General features: G+C 55.2%; 19 protein-coding genes, 1 tRNA gene and 1 riboswitch. Of the genes, 9 read left to right on the plus strand and 11 right to left on the minus strand.

Annotation, left to right across the window (positions count from 1 at the left end; all coding sequences use genetic code 11):
- The first annotated feature begins 17 nt into the window (after positions 1–17).
- Together ARCT_RS0121195 and ARCT_RS0121200 are read left to right on the plus strand one after the other, a co-directional pair.
- A tRNA-Phe gene (locus tag ARCT_RS0121195) sits at positions 18–92 on the plus strand.
- A 153-nt stretch (positions 93–245) separates the two neighbouring features.
- The gene (locus tag ARCT_RS0121200; RefSeq protein ID WP_240476355.1) at positions 246–1,379 is read left to right on the plus strand and encodes a tyrosine-type recombinase/integrase; all 1,134 of its coding nucleotides are present in this window, start codon (positions 246–248) and stop codon (positions 1,377–1,379) included.
- A gap of 50 nt (positions 1,380–1,429) precedes the next feature.
- Here ARCT_RS0121200 and ARCT_RS0121205 read toward each other — a convergent pair whose 3' ends face one another.
- Complete coding sequence (locus ARCT_RS0121205) at positions 1,430–1,885, minus strand: hypothetical protein (RefSeq protein WP_027241870.1); 456 nt, start codon at positions 1,883–1,885, stop codon at positions 1,430–1,432.
- Positions 1,886–2,083: 198 nt separating this feature from the next.
- Between ARCT_RS0121205 and ARCT_RS26680 the strand changes: the two genes are divergently transcribed.
- Entirely contained in the window at positions 2,084–2,293 is a 210-nt protein-coding gene (locus tag ARCT_RS26680) for a hypothetical protein (RefSeq protein ID WP_240476356.1), read from the plus strand.
- Positions 2,294–2,741: 448 nt separating this feature from the next.
- Here ARCT_RS26680 and ARCT_RS0121215 read toward each other — a convergent pair whose 3' ends face one another.
- Positions 2,742–3,443: a recombinase family protein gene (locus ARCT_RS0121215; RefSeq protein ID WP_240476357.1), complete on the minus strand. Its 702-nt coding sequence runs from the start codon at positions 3,441–3,443 to the stop codon at positions 2,742–2,744.
- 380 nt (positions 3,444–3,823) lie between these two features.
- Between ARCT_RS0121215 and ARCT_RS26685 the strand changes: the two genes are divergently transcribed.
- The 3 genes from ARCT_RS26685 to ARCT_RS26690 all read left to right on the plus strand — a co-directional run bounded on the left by ARCT_RS26685 (position 3,824) and on the right by ARCT_RS26690 (position 6,085).
- Complete coding sequence (locus ARCT_RS26685) at positions 3,824–4,312, plus strand: GFA family protein (protein WP_051360939.1); 489 nt, start codon at positions 3,824–3,826, stop codon at positions 4,310–4,312.
- A gap of 233 nt (positions 4,313–4,545) precedes the next feature.
- Positions 4,546–4,827: an ArsR/SmtB family transcription factor gene (locus ARCT_RS0121225; protein WP_027241872.1), complete on the plus strand. Its 282-nt coding sequence runs from the start codon at positions 4,546–4,548 to the stop codon at positions 4,825–4,827.
- Positions 4,828–4,894: 67 nt separating this feature from the next.
- Positions 4,895–6,085 carry a serine hydrolase domain-containing protein gene (locus ARCT_RS26690; RefSeq protein WP_036785269.1) on the plus strand — a complete coding sequence of 397 codons (1,191 nt, stop codon included), beginning with the start codon at positions 4,895–4,897 and terminating at the stop codon, positions 6,083–6,085.
- 145 nt (positions 6,086–6,230) lie between these two features.
- On the opposite strand, the gene ARCT_RS0121235 is transcribed toward ARCT_RS26690, so the two are convergent.
- The 4 genes from ARCT_RS0121235 to ARCT_RS26695 form a co-directional block, all read right to left on the minus strand.
- Complete coding sequence (locus tag ARCT_RS0121235; protein WP_036785273.1) at positions 6,231–7,316, minus strand: 2Fe-2S iron-sulfur cluster-binding protein; 1,086 nt, start codon at positions 7,314–7,316, stop codon at positions 6,231–6,233.
- Between the two features lie 2 nt (positions 7,317–7,318).
- A complete protein-coding gene (locus ARCT_RS0121240) occupies positions 7,319–8,542 on the minus strand; it encodes an aromatic ring-hydroxylating oxygenase subunit alpha (RefSeq protein ID WP_027241874.1) in 1,224 nt (407 codons plus the stop codon).
- A gap of 109 nt (positions 8,543–8,651) precedes the next feature.
- Positions 8,652–8,855, minus strand: a riboswitch (cobalamin riboswitch).
- Between the two features lie 310 nt (positions 8,856–9,165).
- Entirely contained in the window at positions 9,166–10,044 is an 879-nt protein-coding gene (locus ARCT_RS27275) for a Hint domain-containing protein (RefSeq protein WP_161631348.1), read from the minus strand.
- Positions 10,001–10,360, minus strand: a complete 360-nt coding sequence (locus tag ARCT_RS26695) for a calcium-binding protein (RefSeq protein WP_027241876.1) — start codon at positions 10,358–10,360, stop codon at positions 10,001–10,003. The genes ARCT_RS27275 and ARCT_RS26695 overlap by 44 nt, the downstream gene beginning before the upstream one ends.
- 505 nt (positions 10,361–10,865) lie before the next feature.
- Between ARCT_RS26695 and ARCT_RS0121255 the strand changes: the two genes are divergently transcribed.
- Genes ARCT_RS0121255 through ARCT_RS28990 form a run of 3 tightly spaced genes read left to right on the plus strand, consistent with a single transcriptional unit; the run spans position 10,866 to position 13,351 of the window.
- The gene (locus ARCT_RS0121255; RefSeq protein ID WP_027241877.1) at positions 10,866–11,867 is read left to right on the plus strand and encodes an aKG-HExxH-type peptide beta-hydroxylase; all 1,002 of its coding nucleotides are present in this window, start codon (positions 10,866–10,868) and stop codon (positions 11,865–11,867) included.
- Positions 11,854–13,125, plus strand: coding sequence for an AMP-binding protein (locus ARCT_RS0121260; protein WP_027241878.1), 1,272 nt, complete (start codon positions 11,854–11,856; stop codon positions 13,123–13,125). Before ARCT_RS0121255 ends, ARCT_RS0121260 begins: the two co-directional genes overlap by 14 nt.
- On the plus strand, positions 13,115–13,351 hold the full coding sequence (locus tag ARCT_RS28990; RefSeq protein ID WP_084300921.1) for an acyl carrier protein: 237 nt from the start codon (positions 13,115–13,117) through the stop codon (positions 13,349–13,351). The genes ARCT_RS0121260 and ARCT_RS28990 overlap by 11 nt, the downstream gene beginning before the upstream one ends.
- Here the strand turns inward: ARCT_RS28990 and ARCT_RS0121265 are convergent.
- From ARCT_RS0121265 to ARCT_RS0121290, 5 genes are all read right to left on the minus strand, one after another.
- Positions 13,314–13,970, minus strand: coding sequence for a hypothetical protein (locus ARCT_RS0121265; RefSeq protein WP_161631343.1), 657 nt, complete (start codon positions 13,968–13,970; stop codon positions 13,314–13,316). The genes ARCT_RS28990 and ARCT_RS0121265 overlap by 38 nt on opposite strands.
- A gap of 456 nt (positions 13,971–14,426) precedes the next feature.
- Positions 14,427–17,630, minus strand: coding sequence for an error-prone DNA polymerase (locus ARCT_RS0121275; protein WP_027241880.1), 3,204 nt, complete (start codon positions 17,628–17,630; stop codon positions 14,427–14,429).
- Entirely contained in the window at positions 17,627–19,114 is a 1,488-nt protein-coding gene (locus ARCT_RS0121280; RefSeq protein ID WP_027241881.1) for a Y-family DNA polymerase, read from the minus strand. The genes ARCT_RS0121275 and ARCT_RS0121280 overlap by 4 nt, the downstream gene beginning before the upstream one ends.
- Positions 19,044–19,418: a hypothetical protein gene (locus ARCT_RS0121285; RefSeq protein WP_322786440.1), complete on the minus strand. Its 375-nt coding sequence runs from the start codon at positions 19,416–19,418 to the stop codon at positions 19,044–19,046. Before ARCT_RS0121285 ends, ARCT_RS0121280 begins: the two co-directional genes overlap by 71 nt.
- Positions 19,419–20,084: 666 nt before the next feature.
- The gene (locus ARCT_RS0121290) at positions 20,085–21,380 is read right to left on the minus strand and encodes a TRAP transporter large permease (RefSeq protein WP_240476359.1); all 1,296 of its coding nucleotides are present in this window, start codon (positions 21,378–21,380) and stop codon (positions 20,085–20,087) included.
- Positions 21,381–21,399 lie beyond the last annotated feature (19 nt).

The following is a 21,399-nucleotide window of genomic DNA, read 5'->3' on the forward strand; positions in this document are numbered from 1 at the left end:
TTAGAAGCCTTTCCCGTGCCCGGGTAGCTCAGGGGTAGAGCAGTGGATTGAAAATCCTCGTGTCGGTGGTTCGATTCCGCCCCCGGGCACCACTAAATCACTGAAATAGTTGATTTATTTGGTTCGTTGAAGCCTTCCGATTTAGCCCGTAAAAAGTTACACACAGTTATACACTCTTTTACGGGCATGCTTTGGCAGAAGATTCCAAAAATCGAATTCTCAAAAACAAACCCCTTCGAAAGGGCTTGGCGATACTGCTGACAGCCCGCAGCCCCTTTTGGCTCATTCGGCTGTGGGATCCGGTTGCACAGAAATACGTCCACCGCTCCTCCAAAGAAATATCCCGTGTGGAAGCCAGAGAAGCAGCCTTTGAGTTTGCCGATAATTTTCACAGCAAGGCCAACAGTGACCATGCCAAGAAGAAGGCCACCAGCTTTGAACACTATGCCAAGAAACTGATGGCAATGCAGAAGGGCCAGTCCAAATGGTCCGAGGGTGACAACAAGCTGCTGAACCGGTCAAAAGACGGTTTGATCTGCTATTTCGGAAAGCACGATGTCGCCAAGATCACCACGGGCATGGTTCGGGATTACCTGACGCATCTTGATGGAAACCGTAAGAATCCCCTGGCCCATTCAACCAAGTCCAAGCACGTCATCATCATTCGCAAGGTGCTGACGATTGCTGTTGAGGACGGCGTCCTGAACGTTCTGCCCGTGATGCCAAAGATCAAGACCGTGGATACGCCGAGGCACACCTTCACGGACAGCGAGTACAAGCAGTTCATGCGGGCTGCTGGCGAATGTGCCAAGCGTGGCGATGTGGTCCGGGGCGTTAGAATCACCGGCCACCATGCCAAGATGTTCCGGTTTGTCGTCCACACCTTCTTGCGCCCCACGGAAGGAGAGCTGTTTGGCCTGAAGCACAAAGATATTCAGGATAAAGGCGAGCCTGCGCACTTGGAGATGAACGTCCGTGGCGGCAAGACAGGTGGACGCGTGAGTGTCACCATGCCTCTTGCGGTTCCAATGTATCAGGGAAGTCTCAATCCCTTCGACAAGGGGGCTATCGACAAGGAAGCCTACGTCTGGATGCCGGACTATTCCAACCGCAGGACTGCCATCAATACTGCCCGACGCATCTTCAATCACATTCTGGCGGAGGCAGATCTGGTAGATGAGGATCGCAAACTGTCCCCCTATTCGCTTCGCCATTATGCCATCCAAGCGCGGCTCAGAGGCTCCAAGGGGAAGGTGAACCTCTACACGCTGGCCAAGAATGCTGGGACATCTGTTGACCAGTTGGAGCGTTTCTACCTCAAAAATATGGCCCCAACCAAAGAACTGATCGAGAACTTGCAGACCCATGGTGATGACTAGAGGGAGGTCGAGTTGATGTCGGTAGTTCCATCATCCTCCATACTTGCTGCTTAGAGGCTTGGTACAGAAAACAGCAGGCCACGCGGTATTTTTTCACCGTCAGATACAATTGAACAAAGAGCATCAAGACGGGCACCCGTGAATTTGCGGCGCATGTCTTCAGGCATGTTGTTTAGGATCACCCGAGCTTCTTCACTTGATGGCTTTTCGCAGTAAGACCATGCCTCCTTAAACCACGATGGAACCTCATATGGGACGCCAAGGTATTTGCGGTCTGGGTTTGCGGGGCGAAGTCGCCGGAAGAACTGCGGAGCACTTTCATAATCTGGATTGGATATTTCGGGGTCAATTACAATTGCCCGGAAGCCACTGCGAAAGGCGATTGGGTATTCATCGTCTTCCAAATCTGGAAGGCTAAAGTAACCTGCTCTGTAACGGTCATAGGTGGCGAGTGATAGGAATCCGATGACACCCACGACCATCAGTCTGAACACCCATTTCCACATACATTTTTCTCCTATCCCAGTTTGGATTAGTATGTTCCTGCCTGCGCAACGTAAAGCTGTTTCCCTGAGGTGACTTGTCTCTATTTGAGGTGTGTTGAAAACTGAAGCTTGGAGCCTGCTCTCTGGAAGTGTTCCTAAAGCGCGTTGCCCTCTCTGCACGACCCAAAGGACGCCATAGGGGTAACAAAGGAGACCCCAATGGCACTTGAGAAACAGTTCAAACTAGAAGCGGCAGAGAAGCCAAAAGCGATCCAGCCATTTGCCCAACGTCGGCAGAAGTTCATCGCAGCCGTGGATAAACAACTGGCCGGTGTGCCCGACGATGGCACCAGCACAATCACCAGCACATGGGCTTGGAAATCCGATGATGGAGATTTCATCTTTCCCCCGGCTTTCGCTGTCCCCTGACCCTACTATTCGATGACGTCATATCTGCTGACCTACTGGAATTCGGTTCGGCACCATCCGGCGGAGATTACCTTCTGATCGCATGACGCTTCGGGCTGTCTATGTGGTTTTCTGTATCGCGTTCCTGATACGAAAGAGAGCTTCGAGCTGTGTGGAATATGGCTATGTGTGTCGGTGGGTATCGATGTATGTTTCTGTGTGTGAGGTTATTTATGGGCTGACGGTCGGGAGTTTTTCGGGGTCTGGCGGATTTGGGAGAATGTCCCCCAGAAACTGTGTTTAGGGGCAGATTATCCCCCCGAGGTCGGTGACAGGCTGAGGTGTTCATGGGGAATGGGAAAAATAGTAAAAGTGCCATATGGGTGTATGCGTATGACATTTACTATTTTTTCGATCTGGCGCGGGGTCGGCTCATTGGATGATCCATAGCAGCCCATGTCGAACCGTCTTAATCGGCGCATATGTAGTTCCGAACCGTCTGCGGATACCACTTTCCGCCCTTGGCAGTTCGGACGGCTCTGTCGTTCAACAGCCGTGCCGCACCTGAAAACGTACCAGCATCAGAAATGGCCTGTTCAAACTCGACCCGTACCGTTTCGAAGAATTCCCGCTTCTCTAGCCGCCTTTGCGCCGCCAGTGCCTGAGCATTGCGGCCAAGCACAGTTCCTCGCTTCTTTGCCACTCTGAGTGCTGCTCTGGTGCGTTCTGAAATCTGTCGGCGTTCCTCTTCTGCGAAGCAGGCAAGCAGGTGCAGGAAGAAGGTCGAGACGTTTGGGTGCTCGCAGACGACCAGCTCAACGCCTTGGTCGATGATCCCGGATATGAAAGACACCTTCCGAGAGAAGCGGTCCAGTTTGGGGATCAGTAGCTTGGACCTGTTCTTCTTGACGAGGTTGATCGCATTCCACAGCTCGACACGGTCATCGCTCTTGCCGGATTGGATTTCGGTGAATTCGGCAACCACTTGGTCGGTGGGCTGAAGGAACTGCTCGACCATCGCCCTCTGCGCTTCCAGCCCCAAGCCAGACCGCCCCTGCCGTTCCGTCGAAACCCGATAATAGGCAACATATTCTGTCAATTTGAACCCTCCGTACAAAACAAACCTTGGTTTGTCGTAGAAGGCGTCCTGAGTTTGGATGGTGTTGGGCAACGATCAAGGAGCGGTTTGGCCAGATGGCAGCAATGCGCAGATACCCGACTTTGCAAAGTCGGCAAAAGTAAGTTCTTCAGAAGCAGCTTTCAGCAGCGGCTATCTGCTTCGAAGCTTACACCGCGTGCCACGACGCGTCGTCACCAACCCGCAGACATAGGCAAAGCCTAACCTGCTGGGTGAAGCAGCCGGGACACCCCATGAGCCGGCCTTCCTCCGGAGGTCATGATTGTTGCGATCGCAGCCCGCATTGCCACCGTTCGCTGCGGACGCAAACTCAAGCCCAACGCCAACTGGTTGTGCCCAGGACGGTGCGGCCATTGAGACAGCCAAATGGTTTTATGCTATTGTCAGAAAACTAAGGCTTGGGAGAAACTGGAATGACGAGTGCTCAAGGTGGATGCCTTTGTGGTGAGCTGAGGTACGAAGTCAACAATCAGCCCGCAAGAACGACCATGTGTCATTGTCGATTCTGTCAGCGCGCGACGGGTGGGGCATATTTGGTTGAACCAGTGTTTGATACCGCAGACTTCGCAATAGTTTGCGGCAAGCCGAAACTTTATACGCATCTATCCGAAGGCAGTGGAAAGGAAGTATATGTTCATTTCTGCGACAACTGCGGGACAAAGCTATTTTTGACTTTTGAACGTTTCGAAGGTGCTGTTGGTGTCTACGGTGGAACGCTCGACGACCCCAATTGGCTGATAATCACGCCAGAGAACTCCAAGCACATATTCTTGGGAGTGGCGCAGAAAAGCACCGTAATCCCACCGCATTTTAACACCTTTGAGAAACACGCAACTGAGAATGATGGCACCCCAATAGAACCGACCATTTTTGACAGGCCTCATATCATTGCTGACATTTAGAACGATCCAAACGGATACTCTGGGCTCACGGCGGACATGAGGCGGTGCGGCATTGGATCGCGCTGTGCAACTCTTGCGCGGCGTCGTTCACGGCCCGGAGCTGGCCCTGGGCGGTATCGCAGCAGAGGACCGCTCAGAACCCAGACTAGCCGTTGCTGCGCCTTGCCTTGCGTTGACAGATTAGATAGCTCCATATATCGCTATATCACGAAATAACGATTCTGGATCTGATAATGCAGCACCCTGAGCTCTTGGATGTCTTTCGAGCATTGGCAAACGAAAACCGGCAAGCAATCTTGTTTCAGGTATTCTCTGACAAGCAGGACCATACCGTTGGCGAAATAGCAGAACGGGTCGGACTGGCGCAATCAACCACCTCTGAGCACCTTTCGATTCTTCGAAGGGCAGGCCTTTTGCAATCCGAAAAAGTAGATCGTGAGGTTCGCTATCGGGTCAACAAGCAAACGGTGAATCAGGTTCTCATCCAGCTTCAGAACTGGCTCACCTGTTGTTGAGCACAGGGAAACTCGAACTGCCACGACCAGTATATCGTTATTTCGCGAAACAACTAAGGAACTTCAAGTGACACGCCCAATCGCGCTGACTGTTTTTGCTAGCCTCCTCGCAGCCCTTGGCTTCTTCGCGTTTAGCTACGTGTGGCCAAAAATTTCTCTCTTCTACCCAAAATACCGTGTTGAAAGGTTCAGATCATTGTCGGATGCCTTTCCCGCAAGACACATCGCGTCTTCAACCGCCACTGCGGAATTCGAGGTCAACCCGACCCCGATTGCCCAAAACTATAACTATGACAGCCATGAGCGGCTCGTGGATGAATTTCTGACCCGCAGCGAGACAACGGCGTTTCTGGTTGTTCACCAGGGGGCAATCGTGCATGAGGCCTATTTTCAGGGCAACACCGAGGCGGATCTCGTGACGTCCTTTTCGGTTGCAAAGTCGTTTGTCAGCACTTTGGTCGGAATTGCGCTTGAAGATGGGTTGATCGATCAACTCGACGATCCCATTACCAAGTATGTCTCAGAGCTAAAGGAAACGGGGTTTGATGGCGTAGCCATTTCCGACATCCTGACCATGTCGTCGGGCATCGATTTTTCGGAAGACTATGACGATACATCCACGGATGCCTTCACTATCTACAACAAGCTGTTTTTGTTTTTCCGCCCCATAGAACGCGTTATGCTTGACTATGGCTCTCAGGGTGATGCCGAACATCAGTTTCATTACGCCAGCATCAACACCCAGGCGTTGGGCCAATTGATCGAAAATGTCACCGGGATGTCTGTTGCAGAATATCTAGCACAGGAGATTTGGCATCCACTTGGTGCAACTTCCAGTGCGAGCTGGACGACCGACATCTACGGGAATGTCCTCTCATTTTGGGGCCTGAACGCGACTGCAAGAGATTTTGCAAGGCTCGGTGTGTTATTCGCTGGTGTTGGTCGCTATCAGGGAAAGCAGATTATTTCCCTAGACTGGTTAGCCAGCGCGACCAGCCCGCAGGAAGATCGGCTTGAACGCGGGGAAATCGAGGGTTTCTGGGGGTACGGATACCAATGGTGGCTTCCAGAAGGTTCACGTGGTGACTTCTCTGCAATCGGCATCTGGGGCCAGTTCATCTACGTCGATCCGGCCACCAACACGGTCATTGTGAAAACTTCGGCGGACCCAGACTTTAAGGCACATGAGCCGGAAGCCATCGCAGCCTTTCGTGCCATCGCCGATGCCTTGGTTCAGGCGAAATCAAGTCACCCTTGACGCCACAACATTGCGTCTTTTGCGGCAGCACTTGGCGCCTTCCTATGTCATTGGCAAGGCGGTTGCGACCGAGGGCAAGGATTGGGATTTCCAAGTCCTCACGGCATATCGGGGACGCGCCATCCGCGCGTCCCCCCCTTTTTCCTCAGACCTCGACCGCAATCTTGCCAATCGGGTTTGAGCAGCAGGCCAGGATATAGCCTGCCCCGATATCATCTTCGGAAATCCCGCCATTGTGGACCATGTGGACCTCGCCCTCGGTTTTCTTGACCTTGCAAGTGCCGCAGACCCCGAGGTTACAGCCCGACGGGATGTTCAGTCCGACAGACCGCGCCGCTGCCAGAACCGTATCGGTTTCGACCACCTTTGCGGTGACGCCAGAGGTGCTGAAAATGATTTCGGCCTTGCTGTCGTCATCCGGGATCACATCGTCTAGCGCGGGTTGTTCTGCTACGGTTTCGACGGGTGCGCCAAAGCTTTCCTGATGGTAGTTATCCATGTCGAACCCAAGCCCGACCAGCGCTTCGCGCACGGCGGTCATGAAGAGGTCAGGGCCGCAGCAATAGACTTCGCGCTCAAGATAGTCCGGCGCCATGAGACCAAGCATGAGCTGATTGAAAAAGCCCTGATAGCCGGTCCAAGGGCGATAGAGATCGGGTTCCTCAACGACGAATTTCAGATCCAGTCCTGATGAGCGGCTGGCCATCTGCTCGAGGCGCTGGCGGAAGATGATCTCGGATGGGCGTTTGGCGCAGTTGATGAACACCACATCGAGATCGCGCCCTTCGTCCCACATGCAGGTGGTCATAGACATCATCGGCGTGATCCCCGAACCAGCCGAGAGAAAAAGAAACTTCTTGGCGCGGCTATCCACATTGGTGAAGAGTCCGGCCGGACCGATCGCCTTGATCCGCATTCCCGGCTTCAGGTTGTCCAGCATCCAGCGCGTTCCGATACTGTCGTTCTGCGCCTTTGCCGTGATGGTAATCGACCGGGGCCGCGAGGGGGAGGAGGAGATCGTATAGGTCCGATGCACCACCCCGCCGGGCTGATCCGGGGCGGGAATTTCCAAGGTCAGGAATTGGCCCGGATCATAGGCGAACTGTGCTCCCGAAGGCGACCTGAATGAGAAACTTGCCGTGCCCGGAGTTTCCGGAACGACCGAGACACATTCCAGCATTTCGGTGTCCTGCCAGATCGTGGGCGCGGAAGAAGGGGAGAGGGTCATCATGTTTACTCCGCCGCCAAGGCGTTGGGACGCAGATGCGCAGCCAAGGTCGCGCAATACCATTCTACGAATTGCAGCACGCCGGTTTCCTGGGTCGAGGAATAGGGGCCAGGCGCATAGGCGGGGCTATCTATGCCCTGCTGGTTGTCTTCAACCACCTGACGGTCCTCGTCATTTGTTGCTTCCCAGACCTCGGTCAGCCGCTTCAGATCATAATCGCTCCCCTCGACCGCATCCTTGTGGACGAGCCACTTGGTCGTGACCTCGGTTTCGGTGGGGCTAATCGGGGTGACGCGGAAGACGATGGAATGATCGGCAAGGAAGTGGTTCCATGTGGTGGGATAATGAAACTTCAACAACGAACCTGCATCCGCAAAGGGAGCGCGTCCCAGCCAGCGACGCACCGCAGATTTGCCATCCATCGTATAACTTTCCGCCCCTTCCTTGAGCGGCATCCGGGCCAAGCGGAATTGACCGTCGTCATGCATGTAGAACTGCGACGGCAAGCCCACGGCTTCGCAGCGGTCAAAGTGCTTTTGCAGATGCGGAGGCGTTGCCCCCTGCTCGATGCCCGTGACCGTAGGGTCATCGGGAAAGGTCCGGCAAAGGGCGGGGTGGTTGCCGCCGCAATGATAGCATTCGCGGTTATTCTCCCAGACCAGCTTCCAGTTGCCCTTTTCGATGATCGTACTTTCATGGGCGATCTTGGCATTGGCGAGGTCATGGGGCTCAAGATAAGGACGCGCAATCTCGGCGAAGGCTTCGAAATCAGGCGCTTCATCGGCGAGGCAGATATAGACCAACCCGGCCAGTTCCCGGCAATGAACCGTCTTCAGCCCGTGCTGACCCGGGTCGAAACCCGGCCCCATATCACGCGCCCAGAGCAAGGAGCCATCGAGCTCGTAGGTCCATTGATGATACGGGCAGACCAGTTTCGGTACATTGCCCTTGCGCGCCTTGCAGATAATCGAACCACGGTGACGGCAGGTGTTGTGAAAGGCGCGGATCCGGTTGTCGGCGCCGCGCACGATGATGACCTGGTAGGCGCCGACCTTGTGCGTCACGTAGCTGCCCGGTTTCTCAAGCTCGCAGGCGGGGATTGCAAACAGCCACTCGCGGTAATGGATGGCTTCGAGATCGGTCTGGAAGATGTCAGGATCGTTGTAGAACGCCTGTTCAAGGGAATGGCCCGGCACACGCCGCGCCAGAAGCTCGATTGCTGAATTCATCTCTGATTCTCCTGCCGCGCCCCGCGGCGTTTCTTGGGCAGATGACAGGAGGGACCAATCGGCGGCGCGAGGAAGCCGTCCGACATGGAAGCCCCCACCGCCACCCGCGATTTGACATATGCGCAAGGCTGGTTTCCGGACTCCGAAGTGGCTCTCGCCCGGCTGCGGCACCTTCCCGGATTCCTCGTTCCAGTGGTTGATTGCCGTAACCTGATCTTCGTTACCGTTGCGGGGGCAGCGCCGGAGTTTCACCGGCTTCCCAATTCTCCACTCCCCCGCGAAGGAAAGCGGCACCTTACATTGGGCAGTGTATGGAGAAGGTGTTTTGTCGCTGAGTTGCAAACGACATTATCAAGATCGAAAACGCACTGATGTTAAAAGACCTGTAAGATGAGAAGATATTGGCTCGTTTTCACCACGAAGCAGACCTTGGCACGACAGGCCGCGCTTGACCGGAAGCCAACCGAAGGCGTGCTGTTTGGCATGAAAAGCCGCAGCGAATGCTCACTTTCAGCCCTTTTTTGACGCATGCTGCGCAGTTCTTGAATCTCCGGTCTGGCTGCTCGGCAAGCACCCCTTTGATGTGAAGCCGGGTCGGTATGGGTTTGAGTACTTGATTGCCGCTAGAGAAAGGTAAAAGCGGGAGGCCGCGAAACCTTTTCGATTGTCCGAATGGGCTTCATTCGAGTCCGTTGCAGCTGGCTTGGTAGCTGTGCCTGGTCGCTGCTGTATTTTGTCACCAAGAGTGTTTCTGCCCAAGCGCCATTCGCCCGGACCAGTTGATGCTGATCAAGCAAGATGTGGTAGTACCGTGCAATTTTGCAAGACGGCCGTTCCGTGACACCGGGTAGCCGAAGAAGCCTTTTTGCCGCCACGATATGGGTGGGATTGTTCTGCGGCAGAGCGATCCTGTGTTGCGGCGAGACGAGAAGTTCGCGGTTCGGTGTCTTCGGCCCGAGCGCATTGGGACGAATCCGAATAGGTTTCATCTTGTGAGGACCATTTTTGAACTTGTAGCATCTGCAAGAAATGTACCTCACCGGCTGCATTCCGTTGTCTAGCGTTTCGACCAAGTCGCCCGGGCGTAATGTCTCGACCAGTCTGGCGCCTGTTGCCGTATCGATCAGCGTTCCCTTCAGAAAACACACCGGCCCCGACTGAAAGCTGAAATCCGACGCTGACTGAGACGCATAGTTCAACCACTTAACCTGGGTCACCGACCCGTCCGGGAGGGAGATCAGAGTGCCCCAGTTGCCATCGTCACTCAGGTACGGCTCAAGCTCGGAATAAGTCGTGATCCCAGGATAGTCGACGAGAAGAATGTCGCCATCGCTTGCGGAATAGTCCTCAATCACATCATTGTCGCTGTCGGAGGTAATCACGAACGTGTCGGCACCGCCATGTCCGTAGATCGTATCATTGCCTGCGCCGCTGCGGATCTCGTTATCGCCGTCACCGCTATAGATCAGGTCGTCGCCAGCCCCCCCCATCGAGCGTGTCATTCCCCTGATCACCATAGATCGTGTCACTGCCGTCGCCGCCATCGATCCAATCATTGCCCGCGCCGCCATGCACACTATCCGCGCCAGCACCGCCGTAGATAACATCGTCACCATCGGCGCCATATACGGTATCTGCCCCGTCGCCTGCATCAATGGTGTCGCCGCCATCGGCAGAGCCAAAAGCGTCATCTCCGTGTATGATATCGTCTCCGGCGCCGGCCGCGATTGAGTCTGCGCCTTCGCCACCTGTTATTGTGTCGTTCCCGGACGTCCCGTATAAGGTGTCGTCACCACCACCACCACTGATTGTCGCCATTGTCGCCTACTTATTCATTCAGAGGCAGACTTAGCAAAAACAACTTTCGATTCGCCTAAGATTGACAAATCGTTTTCAGGTCGGGAGCGATCGCTTTGAAATGCCCCCTCTTGTCAAAGACTGCATTGGTCGCTCTTAGCGTCATCGGAAAGACCTTGCAATACCAGACCCCAGCAGAGAAATTTGAAGCCTGTGTTGCAGCGACCCGTTGAAATTTCACCCGCCTGGCAGACTATGGCTTTAGTCCCGCTGTTTGTCTGCTCTTTGATCTTCCGATGCATACTGGCAAAGGCGCGATCTCCAGCACATGGGGGCCGACCCTCTCCCCGGGAACAAAGCGAAGCCACTAACGGCGCTTGAAAAACGACCCCCTGACGACGCATACATTGTTTCGGAACAGGTATATATAGAAGCGTCGAGCCCACCGCAGATGCGTTTTCGCTGAACCGCAAACCTCTCCAGAAAGCAGGATCATTTTAGTAGAAATCTTTTTCAGGTAAATATTATGGAACTTCAGTTTCGAACAACCTTGCTCCCGGATGCTGATGATCTTCGGGAAACAATCACTCGTTTAATCGACAGGCTCGAAACCTCATTCCGGCATTTGCTGCTTGAGGTGTGGGACAGCCCCAAAAACAAGGCGAAGGCCGAGGAAAAGCTGAAGCGCATTTTCTCTGGTCAGGGGCGTCCCGACAGCCGTATTTTTGCCGCACATGACGCGATGGTGAATGCAGCGCTCTCACAGGACGAACCCGGCTTTAACACGACCTGCCTGCAATTTCTACAGCTCCCGGATGAGGTGGAGGCAACTGGCCTCAGGGTGCGCGGCCTGTCAAAAATAGAACTGGGCTCCACCGCATGTGACCTTCTTCGCCGAGCGTATTGCGATGATGTCGGGCTTACAACCGATCTGCTCGCTCCTGGCGCCGAGGCGAAGAAACAAGCGACTGCCAAGATCAATCAAGCGATAAACATGATGGAAAAATACGCGCCTGACTGGGCAAGGGAATTTGATCTCCTCGCGCCGCAGGTTTACCTTGCCACCAACCGAGATCCGAAGAAGAGCGGCTTTGGCGGCGCCACGGTCTTTGCCGCTTTCGGTTCCATCCTGATGAACTTCAACAAGATTGATATTCTGCCGAGGGTTCTGATGACACTGGTGCATGAAAGCTCTCATGCAAAGTTGTTCCTGTATCACCTGGATGACCCTGTCATCTTGAATGAAGATACCGAGCTTTTCAGCTCTCCCCTTCGCTCCGCGCCGCGCCCCATGGAGGGGATTTTCCATGCGGCTTGGGTTTCCGCGCGAATGGTGCAATCCGCAAATTGTATTCTCGACAATGGTTTGTGCGGACCGGACGCCAAAGAGCTGCGCCGCCAAAGCAGCCAGGCGGCGATCGTCTATCAGGATTGTGCCACTCAAATTGAGCAACATGCGCGTTTGACACCGCTGGGACAGCGGCTGTTTGATGATGCACAGAGAGCAATGTCCGATGTACGCTCCTGACACCATCGGCGCGGCCTTTCTGAAACAGATCGAGGCAACCCCAGACGCCATACTCTTCGAAACCGGGACCAAGGCCGTCACCTACGCAGACTTCAGCGCGCGCCTTGACATGATGAGGGGCGCCTTTGCAGAGCACGGCGTTGCCGCGGGTCAGGTGGTGGGGCTTGCAAATACCCACCAGATCGACACCTTCGCTGGAATTTTCGCGCTCTGGGCATTGGGGGCATCTCCCCTAGTGCTCGACTTCAGAAGTCCGCCTTCGGACATTTTGGAGCAGGCCATCAGGGCGCGTGCGTCATGCGTCTTTTCGGACTTCAGGAAGCTGGCTCGCAACGACGGGATTCTGGCGTTTCCACAAGGTGTTGAGGCGACGGCGACACCGGACGCGCTGACTTTGGCACCCGAGCCGCGCGGCACCGCAGATTTCATTATGAGCTCTGGCACCACCGGGGCGCCGAAGCTCTACCCGGCCTCGCATGGGGAGCTTTTGAAGGCGATAGAGCGGATGGCCCTACGTGGGGACAGGGGGCAGTGGGGCAATGCGGTGTCGTGCCTCAACCTCAGCTTTCCGGGAACACGTTATATTTGGTACCGTAATGCGATCAATGGACGAAAGATCATCACTGTCCCGGTCTTTTTCAGCTACGGCGAACTCGATGCGGCCCTCCTGCATCAGGATGCAGAAGAAGTCACCTTGGCGCCAGTCTTGATCCGCGGTCTGGTCCAGCACATTAAGGCGCAAGGGCTGGTCGGGACCGGGCCACGCTACGACCGGTTGGTAAAAATGCAGAGCATAGGCGGGCCTTTGCTTGGTAGGGACCTGACCGAGGCCAAATCGATCCTGTCAGACAAGCTCTGCGTTACCTATTCCTCCACGCAAACGGGCATCATATCCCGCCTGGAGGGGGATGCGATTGACAGCCACCCGACCTCCGTCGGAAAGCCGCTTCGGCATCATCTGGTCAGGATCGTTGACGACCATGGCCTCCCGCTGCCGAACAACGAGATCGGTCATATTGAAACGCGGGTTGCTGACAATACCGCGCGGCCTGGTGATCGGGGCTACCTAGATGACGAAGGCTATCTGTACGTTGTGGGAAGAGTTCAGGAGTACCTGTGCCGAAACGGTGTATCCTTTAACGCGCCAGACCTGGAAAACCGGATACAGCGGGTGACTGGCGCCGCTCTGTGTTGCGTGATCCCCGCAGCAAGTGAGGCAGGGGACGAAGAAACACCAGAGGTATGCCATGCCATTTGAACTGAGCACCTGCGTCGAAGACGCCTTCAAAACCTGTTTTCCCGATGCCAAGGTATCGCAGGACAGTGATTTTTTCGATCTGGGCGGGGATTCCCTGAAAGCCGTTGATCTGTGTGGTCTTATTGGGCGATGTCTCCGCGCGGAGGTTCATCCGTCCATTCTGTTTTCACATTCGACCCCGGCAACGCTTACAGATGCTCTTCGGCGCGAATGCGGGTCCCTATGAAATTTTCGATGTTCGCGATGAGGTAGGGGAGGTTTTCCGCCCTGAAGTATTGGCCATGCCCACAGGGCAGACTTGCTTGCTCATATGCAGGAAACAGGTTTTCTACCCGCTTCTGGGTCACGTATTGATCCTGCATGAAGGGGTTCCGTTCCGGTGCCTCCACGCCGAAGTTAAGCAACGCAGGAACGGTTATTGCGCGGTCGGGAATGGTATCAATAGCAGCAACAGATTTAATGTCGTGGCCAAGATCCATGAGCCTCTGCGCAAGGCAGATGGCATATGGCGCCCCTTGGCAATTCCCACCAACAAGCGCGATGTCTCTGGGCAGCATGCCTGTCAGTGCGTCCGCCAGATGACCCGCCATTTTGGCACCGACCTCATCCCGCTCGAGTGACGGTTTCATTATGAGGTTGAGAGAGCGGAGTGCCACAAATTGCTGCTCTGGGTTAAGTGCAGCATGAAAATTCACGGGTTCCTGCTCTGCATTGAAGAACCATAGGATCGGGGGGAGAGTTCCGCCTGAATTCAGATATCTTGCAACCCCGTGAGGTCCGACGGCCCGGCCCGGCCATTTTTTGGTCAAACGCGCAATGGAACGAAACGTGGCGTCAATTTGCATGCCTGAGGTCATCATGAGGTCTCTTGTTTCTGCGATATTGCAGACTAAGGTCTACGCGTGCTTACGGCGACCCGACAGTTGGCAGGTCGCCGCTCTCTTCAGAATCAGGAATATCGTGCCGGATTGGCTTAGAAGCCACCGCCCGGCGCGGGCGGTTCACCGACTTTCGGGGCGGCTGCTGCCTTGCTGCCCTTCAATGTCAGGATTTTATTGGGATCTAATTTCATGGTAACGTCCTCTCTCGAAAAGTTTTGATCACGCAAAGATATTCTGTTTCGCTTTGTAGGCGGAGACAGAAAATTCGTTTCGACTTGCCGTGTCAATGACGTTTTGAAGCCTATCCTGAAGGGCCGGCTGCTGTGCCTCATAGCGGCGTTGAAAAGGCCGTGGTTAGTCCGCGTGTCAGGGTAAACTGCTAGTGGCTGCTCTTGCATGCAGAGCAAATACGTTGCGGCCTCAATGAAAATCACGGCTGGGAAAGAGGCGCTTGGCTTGTTCTCGGGGATGGCGGGCGCTGGCGCGTGGGGCGTCATCGGCTTCGGGGTGGGTGATGCCGATGGCGTCTTCCATAGGGTGGCCAAGCTCTGTCAGGTGATGTGACCTGTCTTCAATCCTCTGCGCAATCAGATGGACAACGATGCCTTCACGTTGCAAGTAGCCACTCACCCGCAGCAATCGCCCCCCCATAACGATGCGGCGGAACTGTTTGTATACCTTTGGCCAGACCACGATATTGGACACCCCGGTTTCGTCTTCGAGCGTCAGGAATATCACGCCAGATGCCGTCCCAGGACGCTGGCGGGTGATGACAAGGCCGCAGACACTGACACGGCCCAGCGGCACATGTTGCAGCTGATCATGCGGTGTCAGGCCGGGGATTGCGGGGCGCAAAAGCTCCATGGGATGGGCGCGCAATGTCAGGCGGGTGGCGATGTAATCCTCAACAACTTCTTCGCCTAAATGCATTGTGGGCAAAGTGATATTTGGTTCAAGAATGCATTCGCCATCAATCGGGTCGTTAAACAGCGGCAAAGGCGTTTGGCTGCGAATGGCTTTCACTTGCCAGAGCGCATCACGTCGGGTTAGCCCCATGCCGATGAAGGCATCGGCTTCGGCCAGACGTTCCAGAACCGCAGGCGCAACCCCGGCCCGCAACCAGACACTTTCGGGATCCTGATATCCATTGCGCCGTGCCGCTGCGATCCAGTTTGCATCTTCCTCGCGGAACCCTTTGATCTGACGGAATCCAAGGCGCATGGCCAATGCCCCATCGGTGCGGCGTTCCAGTATATTATCCCAAGTGCTGGCGTTGACACAGATGGGGCGCACCTCGACCTGATGTTCCCGGGCATCGCGCACAATCTGGGCCGGGGCGTAAAACCCCATGGGCTGGGAGTTTAACAGCGCACAGGCAAAGATCGCCGGATGATGACACTTCAGCCAAGCGGACACATAGGCCAGCATGGCAAAGGCCGCTGCGTGGCTTTCGGGGAAGCCGTATTCGCCAAAGCCCTCAATCTGGCTAAAACACTGATTGGCGAAATCTTCTGTATATCCACGATTCAGCATGCCGCTTACAAACCGATCCCGAAAGGTGCCGATGGTGCCCATTTTGCGAAAGGTCGCAAGGGATCGGCGCAGCTTGTCGGCCTCTTCCGGGGTGAAACCCGCGCCGACGACGGCAATCTGCATCGCTTGTTCCTGAAACAGAGGCACGCCAAGGGTTTTGCCCAAGACACCGCGCAGATCTTCAGAGGGAAAGCTGACCTTTTCGCGCCCTTGGCGGCGGTTGATATAGGGGTGCACCATGCCACCCTGGATGGGGCCGGGACGCACGATGGCGACCTCGATCACCAGATCATAAAATTCGCGTGGTCGCATGCGCGGCAGGAAATTCATCTGCGCCCGGCTTTCGACCTGAAACACCCCCACCGCATCGGCAACGCAGAGCATATCGTAGGTTTTTGTGTCGGCCTGCGGCACGCTGGCGATATTTAGGTTTTGATGTTCATGCTGCTTCAAAAGATCAAAGCTTTTACGGATACAGGTCAGCATTCCAAGGCTAAGCACATCAACCTTTAGAATGCCAAGCGCGTCGATATCGTCCTTATCCCATTCAATAATGGTGCGGTTATCCATGGCGGCGTTTTCAATCGGACAAAGCTCATCCAGCCGACCCTTGGTGATAATGAAACCGCCGACATGTTGTGACAGATGGCGCGGAAAGCCGATAATTTCGCCGATTAGGCTGATCGTCTGCGCAAGGCGGCGGTCGTTCAGATCAAGGCCCAACTCGCGAATGCGCGCTGGGTCTGCCCCCCCATCAGACATGCCCCAAATCTGGCCTGAAAGCCCGGCGGTGACATCCTGTGATAGGCCCATGACTTTGCCAACTTCTTTAATCGCGGCGCGAGAACGGAAGCGGATCACTGTCGCACATAGCCCGGCACGCTGGCGACCGTAACGCTGATAAATCCACTGGATCACCTCTTCGCGGCGTTCATGTTCAAAATCGACGTCTATATCTGGTGGCTCGCCACGGTGTTCAGACACGAACCGTTCCACCACCATGGTGATGGTTTCGGGGCTGACATCGGTGATGCCCAAGAGATAGCAAATGATCGAATTTGCCGCTGATCCGCGCCCCTGACATAAAATACCCTGACTGCGGGCGTATTGCACAATGTCATATACGGTCAGGAAGTAGGCTGGAAAATTAAGCTTTGCGACAAGTTTCAATTCCTTTTCAAGCTGCGCTTTGGCCTTGCCGCTGGCTCCATCAGGATAACGTCGTTTCAACCCGTCTCGCGCCAGACGCTCCAGCCGTGTTATGGGGCTTTCGCCATCCGCAATCTCATCTGGGTATTCATAGCTCAACTCGCTCAGATCAAAACTACAGCGCGCAGCAATTTCCATCGTGCGCCTGATTGCTGCCGGGTGATGACGAAACAACCGCGCCATATCGACATGGCCTTTCAGGCGACGTTCAGCATTTGGCAAAGCACGGGTGCCGATCTGGTCAATGGTGATGTGATGGCGCATGCAGGTCAGAACATCCACCAGTTGTTTGCGTTTGCCATGGTGCATCAAGACATCCCCCACAGCCACCATGGGGGTGGACCCACGCAACGCCAGATCAGCGCAAGCGGTGAAATGGGTCTGATCGCTGCCATCATATTGCGGAGCCGCGCCCAGAAAGACGTGGCCGGGAAAGCGGCGCTGGACAGGATGGATATCACCTAGCGCCGTATCCAGATCACGGGGTATCGCGATCAAGATCATTCCCGTGGCGTGATCTGTCAGATCCTTCAGGTCAAGGTGACATTCTCCTTTTGGCGCGCGTCGTTTGCCAAGTGTCAACAGCCGTGTAAGTTGTTGATAAGCCGTGCGATCTGTGGGCAGCGCCAGCCAGTCAACGCTGCTATCGCGCAGCACCAGCCGACAGCCAACAATCAGCTTCGGCAATTTTTCTGCGGGAATATCATCCTTCAAAACCTTCAATGCGGAATAGGCCCGCACGACACCGGCCAGCGAATTACGATCCGTGATGGCAATCGCCGTAAGGCCCAAATCAGCGGCGCGTGTGATCAGTTCTTCGGGGTGGGATGCCCCGGTGAGAAAGGTGAAATTGCTGGTGGTGCAAAGCTCGGCATAGGTCATGCGAATTCCCCCTGCACAAACCAGCCGTGATTTTGCGGCGTGTAAAACAGCCAAAGCCTGCGCCCCTGTCGCGTTTCGACCCGCCAGTAATCACGTATGCCAGAGCGCCAATTTTCATCCTCCATCCACCATTCAGGCACGATGCGTTCCGGCCCTGTGGCACGCCCTGTCGTCAACGCCATGCGGCGCCACCGAAATCGCGCGGGCGGTCGTGACCCATCCCCAGCAATGGGTTCAGGCGGGAACAGGCGAATGGGGCGGGGTTGCGAATGTGCCCATGCATCGCTGGGCGATGAAAACGCCGCAGGGGCAATGATAAAGCTACGCTCTGGTATATGGCTGTCGGCGGGAAGAAACTGCTGGATGTTCTCAAGACCAATCCGTGCGCCAAGTCGCGTGATCAGGTCATCCAGCTGATTCTTGCCGCCATTTGAAACATGGCTGATCTGTTGCACAGGCAGCTTTTCGACCTGCGTAGCACTCAGGCGTATCTGGTCAATTCCAAACCCTGCATCAACCGTATCAATCCCGCGTTGAAACAGGGGCAAAATGCGAGGGGCATCATGCAAAGCACGGGCCAGCCGCAGTTCAACGTCTTGTGCCTCCCGATCCACCCGCCGCAGGGACAAGAGCAGGATGCGCGCCCCGACACCATCAACGGCAAGCCGTTCACACAGTTTCACCAAAAGGCGCTCCACCCCTGCCATGACATCAGCGCAAAGGCCAATGGGTTCGGGAAAGCTCATGCGCACCGCGTAATGTGGTGGGTCTTTCAGTGGCGTGATCTCTTCGGGTTGCGCCCCAATCGCTTGATCTAAGCGCAGTAAAAGCCCCCGACCAAAACGTCGCGCAAGCGGTGCGCGCTCTGTGGCGATGAGATCGCCAATTGTGCGCAGCCCAAGCCGTTGCAGCGCCACATCGGTCTTGCGCTCGATACGCAGGGCGGCGACAGGCAAAGTCGCCAGTGCGGTCTGCATATCATCTGGTGTGGGTGTATTGCCATAATGCGCCAACGCCCAGGCCGCGCCACGACTGACACCAAGCCCGATGCGCACCGCAAAACCCGCGCGCGTCAGGCGCTGGTGCATATCCTCAATCATAGCGGCTTCATCGCCGAATAGGTGGGCAGAGCCTGTGATATCCAGGGTCAAACCATCAGCGCCCTCCAGCCCAACCCAGGGGCAATAGCGCGTTGCCCAACGGCGTAATGTCAGCAAAAAACACTGATCCGCCTTTGGATTTGCCGGCATGCTGTACAGCTCCGGGCAAAAGGCGCGGGCGTCTGAAAACGGCATGCCTTGGTGCAGGCCCTGCTTTTCTGCCGCTTTGTTCAGGCAATAAATCCGGTTTGCGTTGCGCTCAATCAGAGTCAGCGCAAATGGTCCCTCTATTGGACGCGCGCGTATAACCCGGTCACTCGCCAGGCGGGGAAACCACAACGATACGATCCGCCGGGTTGGATTTTGTCGCGTCCCATCGAACATACCAATCACACAATGTTCCTGATTTGTTCTTAATAAGACACCAGCGCATCAGAGTCGAGTCCGCTCGTTCAGGATCGAACACCGGATCACAGTGCCAACGGGTTTCGGCAGCATTGCTGCCCATCCCTTCGGGAATAATGCACAGCCCGGTTGCGCCCCCATTTTTCGCGGCCAGTTGCAGCCGCCGCCCCGCCGTCAGATCAAGCGGTTGGTCCAGTTCTATGATGACAAGCGATACACTGCCATCGCGCAGGGCTTCCTCCATCACAGCAAGCCCTTCCACCTGATTTTTGACCTGCGCCAATAGTATCTTAGATGGGTCACAGTACGATAGCAGCCCAACAGGGTGTAGCAGATCAGATTTCCACTCTTGGCGGATCCAAAGCACGCGGGCATGGTTCTGCGCCGCCGAAATCACAGCGAACTCAAAGGCACTGGCACCACATCCTTCGTGGACACGGGATTTTGCCAATGGGAAACAGATAAGGGGTTTGGGTTGCATGGCAGACATATTATCGAAGCCTCCCATGAAATGAAACTGGGTGTCGTATGGGTGTCAAAATGCTTGTGCTTGAACGCTGCGCTCTGCCCAGAGACTGAGGGAAATTGAAAATCCTCGTATCGGTGGCGCGCCTCTGGCGAAGCACTAAACAACTGAAATTATTGATCTACGCCCCTCTTTGAAACCGTCTGATTCACCCCATAAAAAGTTACACACAGTTATACACTCTTTTGCGGGCTTGCTATGGCGGAAGATCCCAAAAATCAAACTCCCCAAAACAACCCCCTTCGAAAAGGCTTGGCGATACTGCTGACAGCCCGCAGCCCCTATTGGCTCAACCGAAGGCGCGCTGTTCGGTATGACGGCATCGACCAAGGCAATCTTGGTCTCGGTCGGCACGTTCAGGCCAAGGTTTTGCTATCCATCGCGCGAGCCAACTTCGAAAACGGTCACATGATCCTTCATGGCTTATTTCCCGACTTGGCTAAGCGCTTCGGGAAGCCAGGTGACGAGGTCCGGAAAGACCGCAAAGAGGATCAAAATACCCACCTGGATCAGGAAAAATGGAATAACGCCGCGGTACACTTGCCCGATGCCGATCCCGTCGGGAAGAACGCCTTTAAGGTAGAACAACGTGTAGCCGAAAGGCGGCGTGATATAGGCCATCTGCGCCGTGATCATGAAGAGCACGCCGAACCATAGCGGATCAAAATCAAGTGTGGTGATAATCGGCAAGAACACCGGCACGCAAAGCAAGATGATCCCGATTTCATCCAGGAACAATCCCAAGAAGATCAGCACCAAAACCATCACGCCCAAGATGATCCAACGTGAGGCCTCGAAGCCTTCAACAAAGCCAAGGATCGAATCTGCGCCGCCTGTGGCCACAAAGACCGAAATAAATGCACGGGCACCAATGGTAATCCAGAGGATCATAGCCGTAACGCGCAGAGTTTCTGTCGCGGCGCCTGACAGCATGGTGAAGGACAGGCGACGCGTGAGCGATGCAGAGATTGCGGCGCCTAATACGCCAACAGCGGCGGCTTCGGTCGGGGTCGCGACCCCCGTGTAAATAGAACCAAGCACCCCAAAAACCACAAAAGCAGGCAAGATAAGGCTTTTCAGTTTGGCCAGTTTTTCACCCAACGGCAAATCATCCACCTGTTCTGGTTTTGGTGCCAGCGCCGGATTAATCCATGTCCGAATGAGGATGTAGGCGATGTAACTGCCTGCCAAGATAAGACCCGGCACGATCCCTGCCGCAAACATTTGCCCGATCGAAATTTGTGCTGTGATGGCATAGACGATGGTTACCACAGATGGCGGGATCAAAATCCCCAAGGTGCCGCCCGCACAGATCGCCCCCAAGGCAAGCGGCGGATGATAGCCGCGCGACAACATCGACGGTAAAGCCAAGATCCCCATCGCAGCCACTGCAGCGCCAACAACCCCGGTCATCGCCGCGAGGATGGTGCAAATGATGATCGTGCCCACGGCCAAACCACCATTCAGGCGCGCCGACCATGTTTCCATGGCATCATAAAGCGCGTCAATGATGGCAGATTTCTGCAGGATTGAGGCCATCAAGACATAGAGCGGGATCGCCATAAGTGACTCCGACGTCATGGTCTCGAATGTGTTGAGAACAGCCACGATCAAAGCGGATGGGCCCCACAACAAGACAGTCGAGATAAAGGCAATCGCGCCCAGAACAAAAGCAAGCCCTGCCCCGCTCAACATAAAGGCGATGAGAGAGGTGAACATGAATAGAAGAACGAAAGAG

The organism is Pseudophaeobacter arcticus DSM 23566 (genome assembly GCF_000473205.1).
Classification (GTDB): domain Bacteria; phylum Pseudomonadota; class Alphaproteobacteria; order Rhodobacterales; family Rhodobacteraceae; genus Pseudophaeobacter; species Pseudophaeobacter arcticus.

What these genes read in the sequence shown, in the direction of transcription:
- ARCT_RS27275 (WP_161631348.1), bottom strand. Translation starts at nt 10,044, where the DNA reads ATGACACGCTCGATGGGGGGGGCTGGCGACGACCTGATCTATAGCGGT.
- ARCT_RS0121240 (WP_027241874.1), bottom strand. Translation starts at nt 8,542, where the DNA reads ATGAATTCAGCAATCGAGCTTCTGGCGCGGCGTGTGCCGGGCCATTCC.
- ARCT_RS0121265 (WP_161631343.1), bottom strand. Translation starts at nt 13,970, where the DNA reads ATGCAAATTGACGCCACGTTTCGTTCCATTGCGCGTTTGACCAAAAAA.
- ARCT_RS26680 (WP_240476356.1), top strand. Translation starts at nt 2,084, where the DNA reads ATGGCACTTGAGAAACAGTTCAAACTAGAAGCGGCAGAGAAGCCAAAA.
- ARCT_RS0121275 (WP_027241880.1), bottom strand. Translation starts at nt 17,630, where the DNA reads ATGACCTATGCCGAGCTTTGCACCACCAGCAATTTCACCTTTCTCACC.
- ARCT_RS0121255 (WP_027241877.1), top strand. Translation starts at nt 10,866, where the DNA reads ATGGAACTTCAGTTTCGAACAACCTTGCTCCCGGATGCTGATGATCTT.
- ARCT_RS0121290 (WP_240476359.1), bottom strand. Translation starts at nt 21,380, where the DNA reads ATGTTCACCTCTCTCATCGCCTTTATGTTGAGCGGGGCAGGGCTTGCT.
- ARCT_RS0121235 (WP_036785273.1), bottom strand. Translation starts at nt 7,316, where the DNA reads ATGATGACCCTCTCCCCTTCTTCCGCGCCCACGATCTGGCAGGACACC.
- ARCT_RS26685 (WP_051360939.1), top strand. Translation starts at nt 3,824, where the DNA reads ATGACGAGTGCTCAAGGTGGATGCCTTTGTGGTGAGCTGAGGTACGAA.
- ARCT_RS0121205 (WP_027241870.1), bottom strand. Translation starts at nt 1,885, where the DNA reads ATGTGGAAATGGGTGTTCAGACTGATGGTCGTGGGTGTCATCGGATTC.
- ARCT_RS26695 (WP_027241876.1), bottom strand. Translation starts at nt 10,360, where the DNA reads ATGGCGACAATCAGTGGTGGTGGTGGTGACGACACCTTATACGGGACG.
- ARCT_RS0121280 (WP_027241881.1), bottom strand. Translation starts at nt 19,114, where the DNA reads ATGTTCGATGGGACGCGACAAAATCCAACCCGGCGGATCGTATCGTTG.
- ARCT_RS0121260 (WP_027241878.1), top strand. Translation starts at nt 11,854, where the DNA reads ATGTACGCTCCTGACACCATCGGCGCGGCCTTTCTGAAACAGATCGAG.
- ARCT_RS0121225 (WP_027241872.1), top strand. Translation starts at nt 4,546, where the DNA reads ATGCAGCACCCTGAGCTCTTGGATGTCTTTCGAGCATTGGCAAACGAA.
- ARCT_RS28990 (WP_084300921.1), top strand. Translation starts at nt 13,115, where the DNA reads ATGCCATTTGAACTGAGCACCTGCGTCGAAGACGCCTTCAAAACCTGT.